The organism is Acidobacteriota bacterium, from assembly GCA_039030395.1.
Classification (GTDB): domain Bacteria; phylum Acidobacteriota; class Thermoanaerobaculia; order Multivoradales; family JBCCEF01; genus JBCCEF01.
Genome location: JBCCEF010000002.1, coordinates 370,536 through 390,117 on the forward strand (window position 1 = coordinate 370,536; position 19,582 = coordinate 390,117).

The 19,582-nt window shown below is 64.4% G+C and carries 22 protein-coding genes and 1 tRNA gene; 9 read left to right on the forward strand and 14 right to left on the reverse strand.

What is annotated here, in order from left to right:
* Positions 1-3: 3 nt before the first annotated feature.
* Together AAF481_03930 and AAF481_03935 are read left to right on the forward strand one after the other, a co-directional pair.
* Entirely contained in the window at positions 4-408 is a 405-nt protein-coding gene (locus AAF481_03930; GenBank protein MEM7480300.1) for a MerR family transcriptional regulator, read from the forward strand.
* Between the two features lie 78 nt (positions 409-486).
* Positions 487-563 (forward strand) — tRNA-Pro (locus AAF481_03935).
* A gap of 88 nt (positions 564-651) precedes the next feature.
* Here AAF481_03935 and AAF481_03940 read toward each other — a convergent pair.
* A complete protein-coding gene (locus AAF481_03940; protein MEM7480301.1) occupies positions 652-867 on the reverse strand; it encodes a helix-turn-helix domain-containing protein in 216 nt (71 codons plus the stop codon).
* 923 nt (positions 868-1,790) lie between these two features.
* Between AAF481_03940 and AAF481_03945 the strand changes: the two genes are divergently transcribed.
* On the forward strand, positions 1,791-2,726 hold the full coding sequence (locus AAF481_03945) for a universal stress protein (protein MEM7480302.1): 936 nt from the start codon (positions 1,791-1,793) through the stop codon (positions 2,724-2,726).
* A 51-nt stretch (positions 2,727-2,777) separates the two neighbouring features.
* Here AAF481_03945 and AAF481_03950 read toward each other — a convergent pair whose 3' ends face one another.
* The gene (locus AAF481_03950; protein ID MEM7480303.1) at positions 2,778-3,488 is read right to left on the reverse strand and encodes a TetR family transcriptional regulator; all 711 of its coding nucleotides are present in this window, start codon (positions 3,486-3,488) and stop codon (positions 2,778-2,780) included.
* Complete coding sequence (locus tag AAF481_03955; protein ID MEM7480304.1) at positions 3,485-4,918, reverse strand: SRPBCC family protein; 1,434 nt, start codon at positions 4,916-4,918, stop codon at positions 3,485-3,487. The genes AAF481_03950 and AAF481_03955 overlap by 4 nt, the downstream gene beginning before the upstream one ends.
* Positions 4,919-5,086: 168 nt before the next feature.
* On the opposite strand from AAF481_03955, the gene AAF481_03960 reads away from it, so the two are divergent.
* The 4 genes from AAF481_03960 to lptE all read left to right on the forward strand — a co-directional run bounded on the left by AAF481_03960 (position 5,087) and on the right by lptE (position 7,481).
* Complete coding sequence (locus AAF481_03960; GenBank protein MEM7480305.1) at positions 5,087-5,803, forward strand: hypothetical protein; 717 nt, start codon at positions 5,087-5,089, stop codon at positions 5,801-5,803.
* 88 nt (positions 5,804-5,891) lie between these two features.
* Entirely contained in the window at positions 5,892-6,389 is a 498-nt protein-coding gene (gene ribH, locus AAF481_03965) for a 6,7-dimethyl-8-ribityllumazine synthase (protein ID MEM7480306.1), read from the forward strand.
* Positions 6,386-6,907, forward strand: a complete 522-nt coding sequence (gene nusB, locus AAF481_03970; protein MEM7480307.1) for a transcription antitermination factor NusB — start codon at positions 6,386-6,388, stop codon at positions 6,905-6,907. The genes ribH and nusB overlap by 4 nt, the downstream gene beginning before the upstream one ends.
* 61 nt (positions 6,908-6,968) lie before the next feature.
* Entirely contained in the window at positions 6,969-7,481 is a 513-nt protein-coding gene (gene lptE / locus AAF481_03975) for an LPS assembly lipoprotein LptE (GenBank protein MEM7480308.1), read from the forward strand.
* A gap of 258 nt (positions 7,482-7,739) precedes the next feature.
* On the opposite strand, the gene rpsT is transcribed toward lptE, so the two are convergent.
* From rpsT to AAF481_04015, 8 genes are all read right to left on the reverse strand, one after another.
* A complete protein-coding gene (rpsT, locus tag AAF481_03980) occupies positions 7,740-8,003 on the reverse strand; it encodes a 30S ribosomal protein S20 (GenBank protein ID MEM7480309.1) in 264 nt (87 codons plus the stop codon).
* Between the two features lie 176 nt (positions 8,004-8,179).
* Entirely contained in the window at positions 8,180-9,031 is an 852-nt protein-coding gene (gene ybgF, locus AAF481_03985; protein ID MEM7480310.1) for a tol-pal system protein YbgF, read from the reverse strand.
* A 20-nt stretch (positions 9,032-9,051) separates the two neighbouring features.
* Complete coding sequence (gene pal, locus AAF481_03990; protein ID MEM7480311.1) at positions 9,052-9,621, reverse strand: peptidoglycan-associated lipoprotein Pal; 570 nt, start codon at positions 9,619-9,621, stop codon at positions 9,052-9,054.
* A 311-nt stretch (positions 9,622-9,932) separates the two neighbouring features.
* A complete protein-coding gene (tolB, locus tag AAF481_03995) occupies positions 9,933-11,291 on the reverse strand; it encodes a Tol-Pal system beta propeller repeat protein TolB (protein MEM7480312.1) in 1,359 nt (452 codons plus the stop codon).
* Between the two features lie 11 nt (positions 11,292-11,302).
* On the reverse strand, positions 11,303-12,061 hold the full coding sequence (locus AAF481_04000; GenBank protein ID MEM7480313.1) for a TonB family protein: 759 nt from the start codon (positions 12,059-12,061) through the stop codon (positions 11,303-11,305).
* On the reverse strand, positions 12,058-12,486 hold the full coding sequence (locus AAF481_04005) for an ExbD/TolR family protein (GenBank protein ID MEM7480314.1): 429 nt from the start codon (positions 12,484-12,486) through the stop codon (positions 12,058-12,060). Before AAF481_04005 ends, AAF481_04000 begins: the two co-directional genes overlap by 4 nt.
* A gap of 12 nt (positions 12,487-12,498) precedes the next feature.
* The gene (locus tag AAF481_04010; GenBank protein ID MEM7480315.1) at positions 12,499-13,239 is read right to left on the reverse strand and encodes a MotA/TolQ/ExbB proton channel family protein; all 741 of its coding nucleotides are present in this window, start codon (positions 13,237-13,239) and stop codon (positions 12,499-12,501) included.
* A 240-nt stretch (positions 13,240-13,479) separates the two neighbouring features.
* Positions 13,480-14,298 (reverse strand): LOG family protein, encoded by an 819-nt coding sequence (locus AAF481_04015; protein ID MEM7480316.1) that lies wholly within the window; start codon positions 14,296-14,298, stop codon positions 13,480-13,482.
* A 333-nt stretch (positions 14,299-14,631) separates the two neighbouring features.
* Here AAF481_04015 and AAF481_04020 point away from each other — a divergent pair, with 333 nt between their 5' ends.
* Positions 14,632-15,429, forward strand: coding sequence for an electron transfer flavoprotein subunit beta/FixA family protein (locus AAF481_04020; GenBank protein ID MEM7480317.1), 798 nt, complete (start codon positions 14,632-14,634; stop codon positions 15,427-15,429).
* Positions 15,426-16,397 carry an electron transfer flavoprotein subunit alpha/FixB family protein gene (locus AAF481_04025; protein ID MEM7480318.1) on the forward strand — a complete coding sequence of 324 codons (972 nt, stop codon included), beginning with the start codon at positions 15,426-15,428 and terminating at the stop codon, positions 16,395-16,397. Before AAF481_04020 ends, AAF481_04025 begins: the two co-directional genes overlap by 4 nt.
* 95 nt (positions 16,398-16,492) lie before the next feature.
* Here AAF481_04025 and AAF481_04030 read toward each other — a convergent pair whose 3' ends face one another.
* From AAF481_04030 to AAF481_04040, 3 genes are all read right to left on the reverse strand, one after another.
* Positions 16,493-18,013, reverse strand: coding sequence for a hypothetical protein (locus tag AAF481_04030; protein ID MEM7480319.1), 1,521 nt, complete (start codon positions 18,011-18,013; stop codon positions 16,493-16,495).
* A gap of 138 nt (positions 18,014-18,151) precedes the next feature.
* A complete protein-coding gene (gene murB / locus AAF481_04035; GenBank protein ID MEM7480320.1) occupies positions 18,152-19,099 on the reverse strand; it encodes a UDP-N-acetylmuramate dehydrogenase in 948 nt (315 codons plus the stop codon).
* A gap of 44 nt (positions 19,100-19,143) precedes the next feature.
* On the reverse strand, positions 19,144-19,575 hold the full coding sequence (locus AAF481_04040; GenBank protein MEM7480321.1) for a ribose-5-phosphate isomerase: 432 nt from the start codon (positions 19,573-19,575) through the stop codon (positions 19,144-19,146).
* Positions 19,576-19,582: the final 7 nt, after the last annotated feature.

Here is a 19,582-nt window from a genome sequence, read left to right on the forward strand (position 1 = left end):
CCGATGGCCGGCCAAACCTCCAAGAAGCTCTACTACAAGATCGGCGAAGCCTGCAAGGCGCTCGACATCCAGCCCTACGTGCTGCGCTACTGGGAAACCGAATTTCCTGCCTTGTCGCCCAACAAAAGCCGCTCCGGCCAGCGCGTCTACGCCGAAAAAGAGCTGGACATCATTCGGCGCATCAAGGCTCTCCTCTACGAAGAGGGCTACACTATCGCCGGTGCCAAGAAAAAGCTCGAGGCGGAGCTGGCTGCCGGCACCCTCGGCGAACAGCCGGCGGAAAGCGAAGCCGCGGAAAGCTCCGAAGAGGCTGGCGAGGTCTCAGCGGCGAGCACCGCCCAGTTGACTGACGGCATCCGCAAAGCCCTCGGCGAGGCGCGCGAAATCCTCGCCCTGCTGGATTCCTAGAGAGAACTTCGAAGACGGCCCGCCCGCCGGCCGCGACTGGACACCACGCCACCCGAATGTAGTAAGCTGCCCGCCGGTCGGGACGTGGCGCAGTCTGGTAGCGTACCTGAATGGGGTTCAGGGGGTCGCGAGTTCGAATCTCGCCGTCCCGACCAGTAGAATCAAGTACTTAGCGCCCGCCACTCCGGCGGGCGTTTTGCTTTTGGCAACCACCCAGCAACCACATTCAGGTCGAAAATCGGCCTATCCTGGATCGCTCGTCGAAGTGCAACGGCGATCTTCAAGCCAGACATCGAGATCCTCCCGGCGGTACACGACACGCCTGCCGAGCTTGACGAAGGGAGGCCCACCACCGCGAGAACGCAGTGTCTCTAGGGTCGCAGGCGCGAGCCCGAGATACTCGGCAGCGAGTGGCGTGGGGAGCGCCCCTGGGTCACTCCAGTCGTGGGGTGGATTCACCGCCTCATGCTTGGGCGGTTTCTTCCGACGCCTCGTGCGACTGGGTTCTTGGTTTTGGTTCGGCGGTGGTACGGAAGGAATCTGGAGTACTGAGGCGAGCTGCGCTTGGTATTCGCGCAGGTCGGCTAGAACGACGCCTTCGGCGTTTTGGTATGTCTCGGTCACTGCTTTGGGGTGATCGACATCGCAGAGCGAGACGACCTGGGCGTACCCGGCATCGAGGTCGTTCGTGATGTTGGTGTCGAGGTGACGGGTTCCCATCTCGACTTCCATAGCGAGGAGTCCATCATCGGTTTCGACACTGAGGTCAACCCTCGCTCCTCGTGAATCGTCCTCGATCGTTGGCGTGAGGCCCTGGCCTTCAAGCCAGCGGGGATCTCCTGGACCCACCACTGATGCGCCACACCGGCTCGACCATGGCCGGTTGAGACTGAGACGCCGAAGTCCGAGAGGACCGCTCGACCAGCCTGGGTGAGTTCGAGGAGCTTGAACTGCTCGCCCCGGCCTCGGGGGTTCACGGACACCTCGCGCACGAGACCCGCCTCGAGGAGTTCGCCCTTCTGCTGATGCCCCTTCCAGGCGGACAGGCTTGGTGCTTCGTTTCGCTCACGGTGATGCGAACCCCTGGAAATGGAGCGCCGGAGAGCGACTGAACACGTCCCCGCCCCGTCTTGGCCTGACGTCGGCATCTGGTGACGGCTGCTCAGCGGTTGTGGACTGCTGACCTCTCTGGTTGCGCTTCGAACAGCGGCCTATTGGACCGCGCCGCGGACCGGATAAGTGGCGTTATCCGATGGGGCGGTTCATGGTCCTGCCCCGAAAGGGGGGAATGCGCCGATTTCGGGCCACCCCATCAGGCGTGGCAGATTCCGGTTTTCGCCATCAAACTGGGAGGACCGCCAATCTCCGGAGAGGAGTCCGTCATGCAGCTGAGAAGAATCTTGATGCCCACCGATTTCTCTACCAGCGCCGACGCCGCCCTGGGGGAGGCTCTTTTCTTCGCCCGGCGTTCCCGGGCCGAGCTGCACTTGCTCCACGTCATCGAGTGGCTCCAGCCGCGACCCTCTTCGGAAATGGACTTGATCGAGATGGATGAGGTGTTCGAACGCCTCGGGGAGGTGGCCGCTGCCGAAACCCGTCGCCTGCTCGAGCGAGTGCCGACGAAGCAGTTGGAGATTCGCGAATCGCTCCGGCGCGGCATCTCGGCCGCGGCGGAGATCGTGGCCTATGCCGAGGCCGAGAGCATCGACCTGATCGTCATCGGCACTCATGGACGGCGCGGCGTTCGGCGATTTCTGCTGGGCAGCGTCGCCGAAGAGGTGGCCCGCACCGCCGCTTGTCCGGTGCTGACGCTACCGGAACGGGGTGATCTCACGGAGGATCTGGAGATCGAACGCATCGTCGTACCGTTCGACTACTCCGATGATGCTTGCGCTTCACTGCGCACGGCGATTTCGCTGGCCCGGTCTTTCAACGGCCGGATCGACCTGGTTCACGCCATCCTTCCGCCGACGGTGGCTGGAGCTTCGGTACCGATGCCCGCGGTGGTGCCGACCACGCTCGCCAGAACCCAGGAATTGGCGCTGCAGAAGGTCGCTTCGGAGGTGACGACTCCGGAGGTGACGGTCGATGCCCATCTGCTGGTCGGTCCCGTTCCGTCGAGCATCACTTCCTACGCGGAGGAAGTCCAGGCGAATCTGATCGTGATGGCGAGCCACGGCCTGTCCGGCTACCACCGGTTCCTCCTCGGCAGCGTGACGGAGCGGGTGGTGCGTTCCGCTTCTTGTCCGGTGCTAGTGTGCCGGCCCCACCTCGAGTCCGGGAAGGTCGCCGATGGGAATACGGGGCAGGGTCGATAGAGCGAGGAGGAGTGGGTTTTCCGCAAGTTTTTCTGGGGATGACCGTCGCTCCTACAAGGGCGCCGCGATAGCTTCCCCGGCTGAATCCTCCCGCAACTCCCGCAGCAGCCTCACGGCCCCGGCGGTGAGCGGTTTGAGCAGGGGATTGCGGGCCAGGCGGATCAGGCGGGCGACGATCGGGCAGGTGCGATCGATCAACCGTTGAGTCCGGCGGCAGTCGGGCGACGAGTCGTGGATCCAGAACAGGATGATCGCCATCAAATAGAGCCACAGCAGGTGGGGAAGTTCACTTTTCAATGGTGAGGGGACGGCGACATTGGAGCCCTCGACCACCGCCGCCATCAGCTCCGTGGCCTCGCGCCGGGTGGGTTCTGATTCAGCGCTGAAGGGGCTCAGGGGACTTCTCGGATCGGCGGCCGTCTTGAACAAGGTGCCGGCGAATCGGTGGTAGGGCATGCTGGTGGCGATTTTGGATGTCAGCACCGTCCGCAGTCGGCCCTCCAGGCCGCGCTCGGCGGTGAGGAGGGGGTCGCAGGCCGCCAGATGTTCGTCGTGTGAGCGCTCGTAGTACCCCTGGATGAGATGTTCCTTCGACTGAAAGTAGTAGTACGCGTTGCCCAGGGACACTCCGGCCGTGGCGGCGATTTCGCGCATGGTGGCGTTGTCGTAGCCGCGCTCGAGAAACAGCTGGAGGGCCGCCTCGAGGATTCTGGCGCGGGTTTTCTCGCCCCGTTCGGTCAGCGCCTGGGTTGTCGGATTCATCGGGCGACGGCCTGGACTTTCGAGCCGAATTCGGGTTCGGCTTCGGCTCGTTCGGCGATGTGGCTGAGAACCCGCCGATGGATGCCGTGGATCAGTTCGTCGGACCAGAGATTCCAGTAGGCCTGGGGAAACAGCTCGTGCCGGTACCAGGTGCTGCCTTCCAGGCGAGTCTTGCCGCCCGGTAGGGCGATCAGCCGAAATTCGCCGCGCTCCGAGTGCAGGCTTTCGGTGAGATGTGCCGGTTCGATATTCCAGGGGCTCCACTCCTGCATGGTCGGCGGTTGGGAGGTGACGTCGAAGGACAAGCGGTGCGGTTCCTCCCAGCGAGTGATGGGCTCGACAAAGGGGCCGGTCGAGAACTCGCAATAGCGCACCGCTCCTACGCCTTCCCCTTCGATACGGGCACGCATCGGGTAGGCGATGCCGAGGCGGAAGGCGAGGGCGTTCGGAGGCGGCAGTTCGGAGAATGCGATGACGTGCGGCCATACGGTTTGGGGCGGAGCGTCGATCTCGACGGCCGTCACGATCTCCCTCGAGGGTGGGGACGGGGCAGCGTGGTCGAGGGCGGTGATGAGCGGCGACAGCGCCACGATCACCACGAGGTGCGATGTCGCCAGGCGCCGCGGCCGGGCGACAGCCCTGCCGAGGAGGCTACCGAGAAAGGCGAGGAACGCCGCCAGGGGGTAGGCCATGGCCAGGCAAATCAGACCCTCGATGCCGAAGAGAAGCAGGGCACCGGCTCCCGTGATGAGAGTGAGCTGCGACAGCGCTTGAGTCGACATTGCCGAGCGAATCTGTTTTCGATTGACGAGAAACGCCGTCACCAACCCCATGGTGAACGGAGCGCCGACGAAGAGTCCGAGACTGTAGGGGGATTCCAGAGTGAGGAAGGCCGCCGCGAGGATAACGCCCCCGGCCACGGCGCCCATACCCACCCCAGGTAGCGTTTCGGCCACCGGCCCGAAGGTCTCCCTGGTTTCGAAGGGGCCTGTTGCGGCGGTGTCCTTTCCTTGGGTGCCCGCCGTCGGTCCCGACGCGGGAGCCGACGGTGCGCAGGCCAGAACCAGCATCAGGACAAAGTTGACGGTTGGCAGGAAGAAGAGGATCGCGACCAGCGGCGACAGCCCGGCATCGCGTGCTCGCCGGGCGGTCATGGAGGCGCCGATCCAGACGAACGGCAGACTCCAAGCGGCGAACCATCCGAGGCTCACGGCAGGAAAAGAATTCAGCCGGTGGGCGCCGAAGGGGCTGAGGTACTCGAGCGGCGTCCAAGGGGAGCCGCCGGCCTGGAGCAACAGCCAGCTATCGCCCAGGAACTTGATCACCAGGAGGAAGAGGCCACTGAGTAGATAGGCCCGGCGGCTGACCGGCGCTCGGAAACCAAACCACAAGGGCAGGAGGGCGGCAGGAGAGGTGGTGAAAGCTGGCACGGATTGAATCTCCTTTGTGGAACGTGTTCAAGGAGTGTAAGATAAAATTTGAACGCGTTCAAATTTTGTCTTAGGGACTCTTGTCGTCGGCAGTTCAGAATGGTCACGCGAGTTGCTAGACTGACGAGACTTCGAACCTCTCAGTTTTTCGATTTTCAGAGCCCCGACATGGCTTCGTCGATGAAACAGGCCTCTCTTCTCGCCCTCACCCCGTTCACGGTGGCCCTTTTGTTCCTGCCCGGTGGCCGCTGGCTTTTGCCCCTGGTCGCGCCGCTGACGCTCTATGCCGCCTTCGCCCAGCGGGTGGGGGAGCGGCGCTACGGGAGCGCCTGGCGACTGGGAATGGCCTGGGGGTTGCTCCTCAGCCTGGGGGTGATCGCCCTGGTGGTGTTGTTCCCGGAGGTGGCGGCGCGGGGCATTCTGAACGGCGAGCCCTACCGGCTGGAGATGTTCGGCTGGATCGACACCGGCCTGGGGCGCGAGAACAGTCCCATGGCCTTTCTGCCGGAGCATGCGCTCCACCTGGCGGCCTTCGTGCTTTTGACCTACCTGAGCGGCGGATATCTCGGTCTGGTGCTCGGGGCGGTGCTGGTGGCCTACATGAGCTATTTTGTGGGCAGCTATGCGGTGGATGCGGAGCGGATTGTGGTCGGCAGTATCGTCGCCTGGGTGCCCTGGTCGGTGGCGCGGGTGGGGGCCTTCGTGCTCTTGGGGGCGCTTTTCTCGCGGCCGCTGTTGGCGGGAAAGCGGTGGCCCTTCGAGCGGTCGGAGTACCGGCTGATGCTCCTTGCTCTGGCGGGCATCGCGGTAGACATTTCCCTGAAGACTCTGATCGCCCCGCGCTACGGGGTGTTCCTTCGTCAGTTGGCCGATGGAGGATTCTAGACCCTCCAGAGTGAGGCGTCGGCTGGTATAGTCAGGTCCCCTTTTTTGCGGCCAGAACGGGCGTTCCCATTTTCCTACTGAGTGAGCGATGAGCACCTTCGACGAGATCGTCGGCACCCTCGACGGACAAGGTCAGCGCTTCGGCCTGGTGGCGTCGCGCTACTACGAGGACTTGATGGAGCGGATGGTAAAGGACGCCATTCGCTGCCTCGAGCATCACGGTGGGGCGAAGGAGGACGTCACGCTGGTGCGAGTGCCCGGCGCCTGGGAGATCCCGGGTGCCTTGGCGGCGCTGGCGGAAACCGGCCGCTACGATGCTCTGGTCGCTTTGGGTATCGTCATCCGGGGCGAAACGACGCACTACGACTACGTTTGCAGCCGGGCGAACGACGGCTGCGGCCGGGTGGCCGATCGGGCCGGTTTGCCGGTGGGCTTTGGAGTGTTGACGTGTGAGGACGGCGAGCAAGCCGCGGTTCGGGCCGAGGGACCGCGGGGTAAGGGCTGGGAGGCGGCGCTGGCGGCCCTCGAGATGAGCAACCTCTACCGGCGGATTCGAGAGATGGACCCTTACGGAGCCGCGTGGTGAACGACACGCTGCCGGAGTCCGCCACCCTGGTCGAGGAAGGTGAGGCCCAGCCCGCCGAGAAACCCCTCGGCAAACGCCGGGCGGCGCGCGAGATGGCGCTCCGCATGCTCTACCAACTCGATCTCGGAGGGTCCTCCCTGGCGCAAATCTTCGGATCCTTTGATGTGCAGGAGTTTTTGCGTATGGCGAGCGCCAGCAAGCGGGCGCAGCGGGATCCGGAGGCGGCCTTTGCGTTCTCTCGCAAGCTGGTGGAGGGCACCGTCGAACATCTGGAAGAGATCGACCGCTCCCTCGACTCGCAGGCCACCAACTGGCGCTTGCAGCGCATGTCGAAGGTCGATCGCAACGTGTTGCGTCTGGCCCTCTACGAGTTGCGCTTTGAGAAGGACACGCCGAAACTGGTGGTGGTCGACGAGGCGATCGAGTTGGCGAAGCGCTACGGCGACGTCAACTCCGGGCGCTTCGTCAACGGACTTTTGGACGGGCTACTGAAAGGTGAGGGCAAGGACCATGGTTGAGAACCGCTCGCGGCAGCGCGCTGCATACTCCCGGAGCCCGAAAAGGTCGGCGAGGTTTGTCTTGCCGGCCCTCCTGCCGGCCTTGCTGTTGGGCTTGGTTGCCGTCGGATGCGGCTATGCACTGGTAGGGCGGGGTTCGAACATTCCGGAGTCCGTCGAGGCGGTGTATCTGGAGGCGCTGGTCAACCGCACCCAGCGCTCGCAGGTGGATCAGTTCTTGACCCGGGCGATCGCAGATGAATTGACCACCCGCCGCCTGTTCGATCTGCTCGGCGGTCCGGAAGGCGCGGACGCGGTGCTCAAGGGCTCCGTCGAGAACTTCGCTGTCACCCCGATCACCTTCGACAATCAAGGACTGGCACGAGAGTACGAGATCTCGATCACCGCCAAGATGTCCTTCGTGGAGATCGGCACCGACGAGGTGATCTGGTCGAATGACCGCTACCTGTTCCGGGAGAACTACGTGGTCGAAGAGGTGGGTACCAACTACCTCGACCGCGAGAACGACGCCATCGAGCGGGCGGCAGAAAACTTCGCCGAGACGATGGTCAGCGACCTCCTAGAGGGTTTCTAGCAGCACTGCTAAACATGGGCGTTGCCCATTCTTTCAGCAGCACTGCTAGGTGGTGTACGCCAGGGGGCTAGGCGCCCCCCTCGTCCGAAATGCACAGCATTCCGGACTCACCCCATCCTGGACGCCTCCGGCGGAGGCGCCGCCTCGCCCTCTGGGCTCGGTGCGGTGTTCCGAGCCTACATTCGGAGGAAAATTGCTCCTACAAAAAAAGACACCCGCCGAAACGGGTGTCTTGGTTCCACGATCGGACTCCGGTCGCTAGCCGAGGGCCGCGACGGCGCGGGCCAGGCGGGACTTGTAGCGCGCCGCAGTGTTGGCATGGATCACGCCTTTGCGCGCCGTGACGTCGATGATGCTCAAGGTCGGGACCAGGAGTTCCTGGGCCTGCTTGGAATCTTCGCCCTCGACGGCGGAGCGCAGCTTGCGGATGGCATTGCGCATCTTGGTGCGAATGGCGCGGTTGCGCTCGCGCTCCTTTTCGTTCTGGCGGATTCGCTTCTGGGCACTCTTGATATTGGCCATGTCGTTCCTATCTTCTTTTCCGTCTCGCCCTATGCGCTCAAGCGCCCGTCGATGGGGAGGGCCAGGCTTTCATTGGTAGTCTTTGGAGGCGGCAGGCCTTTGAGTAGTGCCGCACACGCAAAAAAGCCCGTCGACACCGAAGTGCGACCAGGCCCGAGATTTTTTAGCACAAGTCCTCAGCGCGATTCAACCCCGACTTCCCGCAGCCGCTGGCGAGCGAGGTTGGCTTCATCACTGTTGGGATAGCGGTCGACCACCCGCCGGAGTTGGTCGACGCCTTCGCCCCGCTCGCCGAGTTGCAGATGGGCGTAGCCCTTTTTCAACACGGCGCTCGGAAGCTTGTCACTCCGCGGGTAGCGGGCGACCACCGCGTCGAACTGTCCGATCGCTTGCCGGAACTGGCCCTGGCGATAGAAGCACTCGCCGATCCAGTAGACGGCGTTGTCCGCCAGGTCGGTGCCCGGAAAGGCGCGAAGGTACTCCTCGAAGCTCTGCACGGCGAGGTCGTAGTTGCCGCGCAGGTAGTCGTTGTAGGCCGCCTGGTAGAGCGACTGAGGATCGGTGGTGACGGTGCCCGACGCCGGAGGAACCGTCGTGCCCAGGGATGGATCGTCTTCTCCGCCTTCGCTGCTCGGGATGACCGGCGGCGCGGCGCGGAAGGCTTTCAATTCCTGGTTGGTCGAAGCGATCTGCTGGGAAAGCTGGGACAACCGGTAGTTGGTGTCTTCGAGGTTGGCCTGGAGTTGCTCGATTTCGTCCGACAAATCCTGCAGCCGCACCTGCATGTCCGCTTCGGACTTCAGGACTGCCTCCATCTGGCGACTGACTTGAGCCTCCAGGCTAGTCACTTCTTCCTTGCTCGGAGCCTGTGCCTGGGCCTGGTCGATCTGATTCTGAATGTCGTTGAGTTGACTCTGAATCGACTCGATGTCGCTGGTGGAGACGCAGGCCGGCGCCAGCCCCGCGAGGAGCAAGACGCCGACCGTCAAGAGACGGCCCGAAAGGCGGTTCTGTAGACGAGTTCGCATAACTCCAGGCAAGGTTCGGGTCAGTTGATGTCCGTGACGACGAAGTGTGCCCGGCGGTTGCGCGCCCAACAACCCTCGCTGTTCTCGGTGCAGAAGGGACGCTCTTCACCGTAGCTGATGGTGGTCATGTTGCCACCGTCGGCGCCCAGGCTGGTGATGTAGTCCACTGCGGTGGTGGCGCGCCGCTGGCCGAGGGCGAGGTTGTACTCGTTGGTGCCGCGCTCGTCGCAGTGGCCTTCCACCCGGAACTGGTACTGCGGATTCTCGCGCATGAAGGCGGCGTTGTTGGCCAGGCGCTCACGGGCCTCTTCGCTCAGATCCGACTTGTCGAAGTCGAAGTAGACGTCGCCGATCAGGCCGCGGCGCTTGAGTTCTTCGTTGAGCTCGGCGATGTCCGACGGAAGGGTGTTCTCTTCAACGTCGTCCGGCACCTCGACCTCAGGCTCTTCGATCTCGACCGCCGGCTCTTCGACCGGAGTGGTCTCCACTTCCATCGTGTCGTCGGGAGTCACCGGAGCCTGCCTGGGACATCCGTAGAACAGGGGAACAATCAACAACAGCACAGCACAGATCCACCACTTGCGGCTCATCCTCAGTCTCTCCTCAATCGAATCGATCACTTGGTCGCTCTTCGGTCCGAAGGTCTTGGGTCGGTCCGAAGGGTTCGGTCCGGAAGCTTCGGTTCGGATCGCTGGTTCCGATGGTTCGGTTCCGAAATATGGGGTTCAGTATCCACAGGTTTTCCTGTCGGCCCGCTCAGCAGGTCAGGAAAACGGCTTGACATCGCAGCCTGTGTCACCTACAGGACCTTTTGGACCATAACAGAAGAAGATCCATCGTTTCAAGGACTTTCGGCGTTTCCACGAGGTGACAAATACGCTGTGTCGAGGAGGGTCGAAGGTTACTTCCGAGAAGGGTAGCCGGACCAGGCCGGTGACTCGTTGTTCCCGTCGCGGGTGAGCTGGCGCATGTCGCCCCCGGACTCGGCGTTCATCACCCAGATTTGCTTGCTGCCGGAGCGGTTGGAGGTGAAGGCGATCCACTGGCCGTCCGGCGAGAAGGTCGGCTGTTCGTTATTGCCGCCGCCGCGGGTCAGTACCCGGCTCTCGCGGGTCACGACATCGGTCACCACGATCTCGAAACGGCCCCGGATGCGGCTGGCGAAGGCCAGCTTGTCACCGGACGGGCTCCAGGCGGCGCCGTCGCTGTAATTGCCGTCGCGGCTGATGCGCCGGACGTTGGTTCCCTCGACGTCCATCAGGTAGACGTTCGGGTTGCCGGCTCGGCTGGAGGTGAAGGCGATCTCGGTGCCTTTGGGGGACCAGGCCGGATTGGTGTCGATGGCGCGGGAGTGGGTGAGCTGACGCAGGCTTCGCCCGGAGGTGTCGGCGACGAAGATCTCGGAGTTGGCCCCGAGGGCGCGGGAGAAGGCGAGCTTCCTGCCGTCAGGGGAGAACGAAGCGGAGATGTTTTGCAGGCCCTCGGTGATCGCCGGGGTCTTCTCGCCGGTGGCGATGTCCGCCCGATAGATGCCCGGATTGCCGCCGACGAAGGAGGTGTAGACCAGGGAGCCGTTGCCCGGAGCCCAGTCCGGCGACATGGAAGTGGACTTGTGACCGGTGAGCTGCCGCTGGTTGTAGCCGTCGTAATCGGTGAGGAAGATCTCCTTCCGGCCGGTGCGGTCGGAAGTGAAGGCGATGGTGGTCTGGGCAATGCCTCGGCGGCCGGCGAGGTAGGCGATCACCTCGTCGGCGAAGATGTGGGCGATGCGCCGCATGGCGTCCGCTGAACCGCGGTATCGCTTGCCGAGGATCGCCTGACCGGCGGTGAGGTCGTAAAGCCGGCCTTCGTAGACCAACTTGGCGTCCTCGGCGCGGACCTTGCCGAGGATCACCAGCTCGTTGCCGAGGGAACGGTACTGCTCGAAATCGCGGGCTCGGTCGCCGGTCAAGGCGAGGATCGAAAGCTGCTCCGGCCCCTGGATTTCGAACACCCGGCTCAATTCGAGATCCATCCGCAGGGTGGCGTCGAGGGACTCGGCACCGGCGCGGTCGGTGGAGCGGAGGGTGCCGACCCCCTCGGGCTCCGGCAGGGCGAGTTGGTAGAGGCCGCGGCCCTGGGTGTTGAGTTCGACCGTCACGTCGCTGGCATCGGCGGGTAGATCCGCCGGCTGCGTTTGTGCCCCGACGGAGGCCGGAAGAAGAAGCGCTGTCCAGATCAGGCCCCAAAGAGCAGGGCGAAGAGTGGGAGTGGATGACATAGAGAAGGCTCCTAGCGGATGACGAGGTTCACTCCGAGAGAGTCATTGCGGTAGCCGGCCGGCAGCGGTGGAAACGGGGCGGCGTTTTGGACCGCCCGCAGCCCCGCCAGGTCGAAGGCACTGGAGCCGGACGGCTTGGATACGTCCAGGTCTCGAATGCTGCCGTCGCGCTGAATCCGAAAATAGACGACCGTTTCCACGCCCTGATCGGTGGACGGTCGCCGCCACTGGCCCTCGATCAGCCTCAGCATGCGATCGAGGTAGTAGGTGTAGGTGAAGTTGGGGTTGTCCACTCCAGCGACGGAGGCGCCGAGGTCGGCGGTGGTGCCGAGGGGATTGCCCTGGGCCGAACCGCGGCGCTGCTGCGGTGGAGTCGGCGGAGGGGGTTCGGACGTGGGCTTGGTTGCCGGTGGATTCTGCGCCGCCTTCGGCGGTGGGTCAGGAGTGGCCCGGGGTTCCGGCTTTGGTTCGGGCGGCGCCGGCGCCGGTTCCGGGGGCGTCGGTTCGGGTTCGGCGGGCTTGGGGCGTTCCGGAGCGGCCTGCGGAGGATTTCGCGGCGCGACCTCGCTGCCCAGGGCGCGGGCCGGAACCAGGCGAATGGGCACGAACTCGATCGGCTTGGCCTTCGCCTGCCCCCAGCGCGGTGCAATGAAGGCGATGAGGGCGACGGAAGCGTGGAGGGCGATCGCCGCAACCAAGGCGCTGCGCGGCAGGCGGGGGCCGGTACGCCGAGCGCGCCCTTCCAGAATGCCCTCGACGGATCGGGTCAACGGCCGGACCCTCGCGGCGGTGTTTCGGTGACCATTCCGACCTCCGTGATGCCCCCTTGCTGGAGCACGTCCAGCACTTCGATCACCGACCCGAAGGGCACTTCCCGGTCGCCTTTCAAGAACACCAGCTTGTCCTCCCGGGACTCGAGAATCGGCAGCAGCCGCTCCACCAGTTGGGTGGGGTGGACGGGGGTGTCCCGCAGGTAGACGATGCCGTCACGGCTTACCGAAACCACCAGCGGATCCTGCTGCCGCATCGGCAGCGCTCGCTGGTCCGCCTTCGGTAGATCCACCGCGATGCCCTGGTGCAGCATGGGTGCGGCGATCATGAAGACAATCAACAAAACCAGCATCACGTCCACCAGCGGCGTGACGTTGATGTCTGCCAGCACCTGATCGTCGGAGTCGCCGATGTGGAAGGCCATGATGCGGGTTCCCTAGGTGAAGTTGCGCTCGGCCAGGTTGAGGAATTCGAGGGCGAAGTCCTCTAGCCGCAGGCGCAGGCGCCGCAGGCGATTGGCGAAGTAGTTGTAGGCGATTAGGGCCGGAATGGCGGCTCCCAGGCCGGCGGCGGTGTTGACTAGGGCTTCGGCGATGCCCGGTGCCACCACGGCCAGGGAAGTCGAGCCGGTGAAACCGATGTCCTGGAAGGCCACCATGATGCCCCATACGGTGCCGAAGAGTCCGATGAATGGCGTGGCGGCGGCGGTGGTGGCCAGGAGCGGTGTCCAGCGGCTGAAGGCCTGCAGCTCGACGTGGACGGCCCGTTGCAGACTGCGCTCGAGGGCGGCGATGGAGCGGATCCGCAGGGCTCCCGAAGACCCCTCATCGCCGGCCCGGGAGTGCTTGATCTGAGCGTCGATCTCCGCGTGACCGGTCTGGAAGAGGCCGACCATCGGTGACGCCGACAGGCTCGAAGCGGAATTCGCCACCTCGCTGAAGCGCCGGCTCTTGCGGAAGATCTGCAAGAACGAGGCGCTCTGGCGGTCGGCGCGCTGAAACTGCAGCGCCTTGGCGACGATGGTCGCCCAGGACAGCAGGGAGAAGATCACCAGCACGGCGAGCACCACCTTGGCCATCGGGCCGGACTGGAGAAAGACCTCCAGGATGCCCGGACCCTCCGAGTGGCCGATGGACGGTGGGCTGACGACGGATAGAAGTGGCATTGGAATCTGCAAGATCGCTGTCTCCGGAGGCAGAAAAATCGAACGGACGGTAGCATGCCCCGGGTCACTCTCCAAGCCACCCAGCGCGACCTTCTCAGCTCGGGCTAGTGCCGCTCTGGCACTCGTGCGCGGGTATTCCTTCCGAATCCGCCGGCGATCCGCCCGCTTTCGCCCAATCCGGGCGGCGAAACTGCCTGCATTCGAGGCGGTGCAAGCATTGAGCCATCGCCTCTTCCGAGGCGCTGGGTGGGGCTAGCGGACCGAAGTCGACTCGCCGGCCGGAGAGGGGGCTCTTCGCTCGCGCGGGTGGGCGAGTAGATCGCCGCGCCGCTCGATGAATCGCCGCCGGGCGCCACGCACGATGGTCAGCGCTTCCTCGGTGCTGGCGACCCAATGAACCTGGTCCAGGTCTCCTGCGGAGGCCAAGCCCCGGGAGATCACGTCCGCTTCCACCCAACGGCGCAGGCCCTCCCACATAGGTCCTACGAAAACCAGCTCGCGATCGTCTTCCAGTAAGCCGACCTGCAGGAGCTGCCACACCATCAGCGCTTCGAGGGTGGTGCCGAGCCCGCCATCGACTACCACGTAGGCGTGGCTCATGCGGATGAAGTGGTGCAGCCGGGAAAAGAAGGTGTGGTGTTCTGACACCTCGTCGAGGAAAGGGTTGGGCTGCTCCTCGAAGGGCAGCAGGATGGTCAGCCCGAAAGAGCGGGTGCGCCAGCCCTCGGCGCCTTCGCGGGCGCCTTCGTTGGCGGCGGTCATCAGCCCCGGCCCGCCGCCGGTCACGATGTCGCAGCCGGCCTCCGAGAGGCGCCGGGCGAGATGGCGCACCTGATGGTAGAGAGGGTCGTGACGCTGGATGCGGCTCGAACCGAAAATCGCGACGCGAAAGTACCGGCGTTCCACCGGCGCTCGATCGTCCAGCCAGGCGATTAGCCGGTAAAGGAAGAGGAGTGTGCGGTCGAAGACGCGCAGAACGCGGCGCCGCCACCGCCGGCGAAGACGCGCCCAGCGCGACTCCGGAAGGGGGCCGGGAGGGTCGGGGTAGAGGGCTCTATGAAGTGCATTCATGGTCTATCGGGAGAGAACGGTTGGGGGGTGTAGGGGATTCCGTGGGCCAGGATTCGAGGATCGATTTTGAGGGTAGATTGGGCGTACCAGGAGTCTTTTTTGAAGTAATTCAAGGCATGGTATAGATAGAATATTTCGAGGGTGGCGAGGGCTTGGGTTGGCCTGCTAGACTGCCTCTTCGCAGGCACGGACGAAGGCTTGCAAAAATACACCTACCCAGGCTGCTCGAAGCCCTCCGCTCCCAGGAGCGCCACGGGCTCTTCAGGAGGATACGGGCAGATTAGGGCTCACATTTCTCCGCATGATTTTCTCGCATAGGCAAGGAGGATAGGGATGCGCGTTGCGGTTTGCATCAAACAAGTTCCGGACACCGAAGCCCGGCTGCGGGTCAGCAAGGACGGCCGGTGGCTCGATGAAGAGGACCTTCCCTTCATCATCAACGAGAGCGACGAGTACGCCCTGGAAGAGGGGCTGCGCATCGCCGAGGCCTCCGGCGGTGAGGTGATCGTATTCAGCCTCGGGCCGGCGCGGGTGAAGGAAGCTCTGCGCAAGGGGCTGGCGTTGGGCGCCGCTCGCGCTGTCCACCTGGAAGACTCCGCCTTCGCTGGTGGCGACGCCATCGCCACCGGTCGGGCGCTGGCGGCAGCGGTTCAGAAGGAGGGCTGCGAGCTGGTGCTGACCGGCTCCCAGTCCGACGATGTTGGCTTTGGCTCGACGGGTTCGGTGCTCGCCGGCTTCCTCGGCTGGCCGCACTCCTGGCTGGTGATGGGAGTGGACATCGAAGAAGGGGCGGCAAGCGCTGAGGTGACCCGCGAAATGGAAGGCGGCAAGAACGAGATCGCCCGCATCGCCCTGCCGGCGGTGTTCGAAATCCAGGCCGGCATCAACCATCCGCGCTATGCCTCCTTGAAGGGAATCATGCAGGCCAAGCGCAAGCCGATCGACACGGTGACACCGGCGGATCTCGGCCTCGACGCCTCGCAGGTGGGCGCCGCCGGCTCCCGCCTGGAGATCGTCTCGGTGGCCTTCCCGGAGAGCGGCGAGGCGGCCCAAATCATCGAAGGTGACGCGGTCACCGCCAGCAGCACGCTGGTCGACAAGCTACAGAACGAAGCGAGGGTGTTGTCATGAGTCGCGTGTGGATCGTCCTGCAACAGGAAGAGGGCCGCCTAACCCGCCAGGCCAAGGAGGCGATGGTCGCCGGCCAGCGTCTGGCGGGGGAGATCGGCGGCACCGCCGAGGCGGTGCTGCTGGGCTCGAACATCGGCGCCCTGGCGGAAGAGATCGCCGGTTCGACGAAGCTGGCCGCCCTGCGGGTGGTCGATCACCCGGCGCTCGAGGTCTACACTCCCGGGGCCTACATCTCGCTGCTGGCGCCGGCCCTGCGCGAGGCGGCGCCGGCCTACGTGGTGTTCGCCCACGCCTACCAGAGCGTCGACTATTTCCCTCGGCTGGCTCAGGAGATCGAGGCAGGACTGCTGCCGGAAGTCACCGGCTGGCGTCGGGAGGGCGACGAATTCCTTTGGAACCGCCCGATCCTTGGGGGCAAGATGGGCTCCACCGTGCGCATGAAGGGCGAGGGTACGGTGCTGCTTTCGGTCCAGTCCGGCGCCTTCCCGGCAAGCGGTCTGGAGGCCGGGAGCGCGCCGGTCGAGGCCCTGTCCTCAGGCGAAGTCACGCCGGACCGGGAGATTCTGTCGATCGAAGATGCCGGCGGCAACCAGGTGGACCTCACCCGGGCGGACGTCATTGTCGCCGTCGGTCGCGGGGTCGGCGGCGAGGACAAGCTCGGCCCGGTCCGCGAGCTGGCGGAGGTGCTCGGAGCGGACATCGGCGCCAGCCGGCCGGTGATCGACAGCGGTTGGCTGGAGCGGGACCGCCAAATCGGTTCATCGGGCCAGACGGTGGCGCCGAAGCTCTACATCGCCGTCGGCGTTTCCGGCGCGATTCAGCACGCGGTGGGTATGAAGGGCTCGTCCTGCGTAGTGGCGATCAACAAGGATGCCGGTGCGCCGATCTTCGGCATGGCGAAGTACGGCATTGTGGGCGATCTCCACGAGGTGGTGCCGGCCCTGATTGCGGCCCTCAAGGAGCGCTGAGGGCGGCGGACGGAAGACGCTTTCGCCTTTGTAGGGAACACCCGCCGTTCTCGCCCTGTACGTGGTCGAGCGGCGGGTTTTTCTTTGGCCGGTCGTCAGTCGCCCTCGCTAGCGGACCACTCGATGAGGTTTCCGGTCTCGAAGCCGCTGTCGAAGATCACCGGGTTTGGCGGACTGTCGGTCAATTCGTGGATATCGAAGATCGAGGAACCGGCACGGTAGAAGTAGGGCCCGGCGAACATGCCGTCGGCGGGCTCGAAGAAGTTGGAGCCGGTGGGGTGGCAGGAGTAGTACCAACTCCAGTAACCGACAGTGGTACCGAACTGGATCTCCGTCGGCTGACCCAGGTTGCCGCTCCTGGGGTCGCCACCGGTGATGGTGGTGGGATCGGCGGCCGGCAGACCGGAAACATCGAGCAGCCATTCGCCCTGTAGGGTTTCGATAGCGGATCCGCTTTTGCGACCGAAGTAAACGAACGGCGCGCCGTTGCTTTCGGAGTAGGTCACCGTCGCTATGCTTTGAACTCCGTAGCCGACTAGGGGGAACGAGTAGATCGGCGCCGGCAGAGAACAGGAGCCGCCGCCGAGAAGGCAGCTCACGTCGTAAATGCGAGCTTGGTCGACGAAGCGGACGGACATGGCGAGGTACAGGCGGCCGCCGTGCAACCACATGGCGCCTCCGTGTACGCGGTCGGAGTTCAAACCGTTCATCACCTGCACCGGCTGGTCCGGGTCGGATACGTTCCACACTTCGAACCCGTTGGCCCCGGCGAGGCCGCCGCTGAAGACGATCCAGTGGCCCACGGTGTCGTTTCCGGTGCCGTCGATGTGGCTCTGAGGATCGTCCGACAGCTTGCCCTTGAAGACTCCGTCGCAAGAGGGGTTCACTACCGACGGCCGCCGTTCGACACACACCGAGGTGCCCAAAGCTAATGCGGCGCTCAGGTCGTACATCCACAGGCCGGCTCCGCTGAAGTTGCGCGCCGCCATAAAGCCGTAGTCGGTACCGTTGATGGTGGTGGCGTACACCTCCTCGCCGAATTTTTCACCGCTGTTTCCGCCGTCTTGGTAAATCACCACCGGATTGCTTTTGGAGGTGGTATCCCACACCACGAAGCCGATGGCGCCCGCACCGGTCATCGTTACCAGGTTATTGTTTCCCCGCGGTGCGTCAACGTCACGGATGACGAAGTAGTCGTGCGGATCCCCGAACATGCTGGGAATCGAGCTAAGGGGTTCGTTGGCCCGGCGGCTCGGGCTCACGGGATTCGCCAGGGACCAGACCTGGAAGCCCAAGTTGATTCCGGAGAACAAGTAGCCGTTCTCGATATCCATGGACTGCCAGTAGGGTTTGCTCAGACCGTGGCCGGCGTTGCGATCGAACCAGGTGGTGTCGCGGCTGGTAAGGGACGAAAAGGTACTGGTCGGAAGCCCGTCTCGGTCCACCGGCTCTAGCCGGCTCCACAAATTGTCCGGCGGTGCAGCGGACGGGGTTTTGCATGGGTTGAAGCCGCAGCTCACGTCACCCGTACAGGTGGCGGCGGTGGCGAAGGAGGGGGCGATCAGCCCGAGGGCGATCAGCGAGAGTCCAGCCGAGATAGCGCGCAGGGAATGCATGGAGCGGGTTCTCCTCGAATCAGAATCCAGCAACATCGGAATCGAACAGCAAGGCTCCGTTGGTTGGAACTCGTCCACTCGGAACCGAGGCACGGAAAGCAAGAGATGGTCGGTGAGGCTGACCCGCTCTATATGCAATTATAGCATAGGAGGCTCTGCGAACTCTCCTATGAAGGAGATTTCCGGCTCGAGTCGCCGACCGGTTTGCTCGTGGACCGTTTGCTGGACTCGCTGGATCAAGATGCGCACGTCGCGCGCCGTCGCTCCGCCGCGGTTGACGATGATGTTGGCGTGGCGGGGGCTGATCTCGGCGCCGCCGACGGTCAGGCCCTTGAGCCCCGCTTCGTCGATCAGCCGGCCGGCGCCGATCCCTTCGATCTTTTTGAAGATCGATCCGGCGCTCGGTTCGGTGTCGAGGGGAGGGTGGCGCTCGCCGCGCCAGGCGAGATTGGCGGCCATTACAGCCCGCATTTCTGCTTCGATCTTGGGCTCTAGGTCGAAGGTGGCGCGCAGGACGATGTCCTGCCGGATGTGCAGGATCGAGTAGTCATAGCCGAAGTCGAAGTATTCGACCCCCACTCGGCGGCGCTGGCCCTCCTGGTCGAGGATCTCAGCCTCCGAGAGAACTTCCTCGATGAACATGGTCCGTTCGCGCTTCGGCGGTGGAGCGAGAAAGTGGAGGTTTTGCCACAGAGCGCCGCCGACGCTCGATGGGATGCCCACATAGTGCTCCAGGCCGGACAGTCCGGCGCCTACCGCCAGCTCGATCAGATCCGGGTACACCCGAGCGCCACTTTCGGCCCATACCCGGTGGCCGTCGATGCCCATCTGCCGGGCGCCATTGTGGATCACCAACCCTCGAAACCCACCATCGCCCACCAGGATGTTGGCGCCGGTGCCGAGCAAGAAATAGGGAATCTCGTGGCGCCGGGCGAGGCTCACCACCTTCGCCAGTTGATCGCCGGAGGTCGGAGTCACGAACCAGTCCGCCGGACCGCCGATCCGGAAGGTGGTCCAGGGGGCCAGCGGTTCGTCCTGCAAGGGCTCGAAGGGCGCAAGCAGGCTAGCGAGGTCCGGTGGGGGCAAGAAGTTTCCGCTTAACGGGGGTGTCGCTGGAGAGGGGCAGCCGGCTAGAGGCTGTCCAGCAGTTCGATCCGCCGAACATGGCGACCGCCTTCGAAGGGTGTTTCGAGCCAGATGCGGACCAGTTTCAGGGCGCTTTCGAGGGGCATCATGCGCTGGCCGAGAGAGAGGGCGTTGGCGTCGTTGTGCTGTCGCGCCAGGCGGGCCGATTCTTCGTTCCAGCACAGTGCGCAGCGCACTCCCCGGATGCGGTTGGCGGCCATCGCTTCACCGTTTCCGGAACCTCCGAGGACGATGGCGCGGTCGCAGGTGCCGTCGGCCACGGCGCGCGCCGCGGGCACGATGAAGCGGGGGTAGTCACAGGACTCGTCGGAGTCCGTTCCGAAATCGACGACCTCATGGCCGCCTTCGGTCAGGTACTCCTTGATGCGTTCCTTGTACTCGTAGCCGGCGTGGTCGGTGCCGAGTGCGATCTTCATCGAAGCC

What these genes read in the sequence shown, in the direction of transcription:
- AAF481_03930 (MEM7480300.1), top strand. Translation starts at nt 4, where the DNA reads ATGGCCGGCCAAACCTCCAAGAAGCTCTACTACAAGATCGGCGAAGCC.
- AAF481_03945 (MEM7480302.1), top strand. Translation starts at nt 1,791, where the DNA reads ATGCAGCTGAGAAGAATCTTGATGCCCACCGATTTCTCTACCAGCGCC.
- AAF481_03950 (MEM7480303.1), bottom strand. Translation starts at nt 3,488, where the DNA reads ATGAATCCGACAACCCAGGCGCTGACCGAACGGGGCGAGAAAACCCGC.
- AAF481_03960 (MEM7480305.1), top strand. Translation starts at nt 5,087, where the DNA reads ATGGCTTCGTCGATGAAACAGGCCTCTCTTCTCGCCCTCACCCCGTTC.
- ribH (MEM7480306.1), top strand. Translation starts at nt 5,892, where the DNA reads ATGAGCACCTTCGACGAGATCGTCGGCACCCTCGACGGACAAGGTCAG.
- rpsT (MEM7480309.1), bottom strand. Translation starts at nt 8,003, where the DNA reads ATGGCCAATATCAAGAGTGCCCAGAAGCGAATCCGCCAGAACGAAAAG.
- ybgF (MEM7480310.1), bottom strand. Translation starts at nt 9,031, where the DNA reads ATGCGAACTCGTCTACAGAACCGCCTTTCGGGCCGTCTCTTGACGGTC.
- pal (MEM7480311.1), bottom strand. Translation starts at nt 9,621, where the DNA reads ATGAGCCGCAAGTGGTGGATCTGTGCTGTGCTGTTGTTGATTGTTCCC.
- tolB (MEM7480312.1), bottom strand. Translation starts at nt 11,291, where the DNA reads ATGTCATCCACTCCCACTCTTCGCCCTGCTCTTTGGGGCCTGATCTGG.
- AAF481_04005 (MEM7480314.1), bottom strand. Translation starts at nt 12,486, where the DNA reads ATGGCCTTCCACATCGGCGACTCCGACGATCAGGTGCTGGCAGACATC.
- AAF481_04015 (MEM7480316.1), bottom strand. Translation starts at nt 14,298, where the DNA reads ATGAATGCACTTCATAGAGCCCTCTACCCCGACCCTCCCGGCCCCCTT.
- AAF481_04020 (MEM7480317.1), top strand. Translation starts at nt 14,632, where the DNA reads ATGCGCGTTGCGGTTTGCATCAAACAAGTTCCGGACACCGAAGCCCGG.
- AAF481_04025 (MEM7480318.1), top strand. Translation starts at nt 15,426, where the DNA reads ATGAGTCGCGTGTGGATCGTCCTGCAACAGGAAGAGGGCCGCCTAACC.
- AAF481_04030 (MEM7480319.1), bottom strand. Translation starts at nt 18,013, where the DNA reads ATGCATTCCCTGCGCGCTATCTCGGCTGGACTCTCGCTGATCGCCCTC.
- AAF481_04040 (MEM7480321.1), bottom strand. Translation starts at nt 19,575, where the DNA reads ATGAAGATCGCACTCGGCACCGACCACGCCGGCTACGAGTACAAGGAA.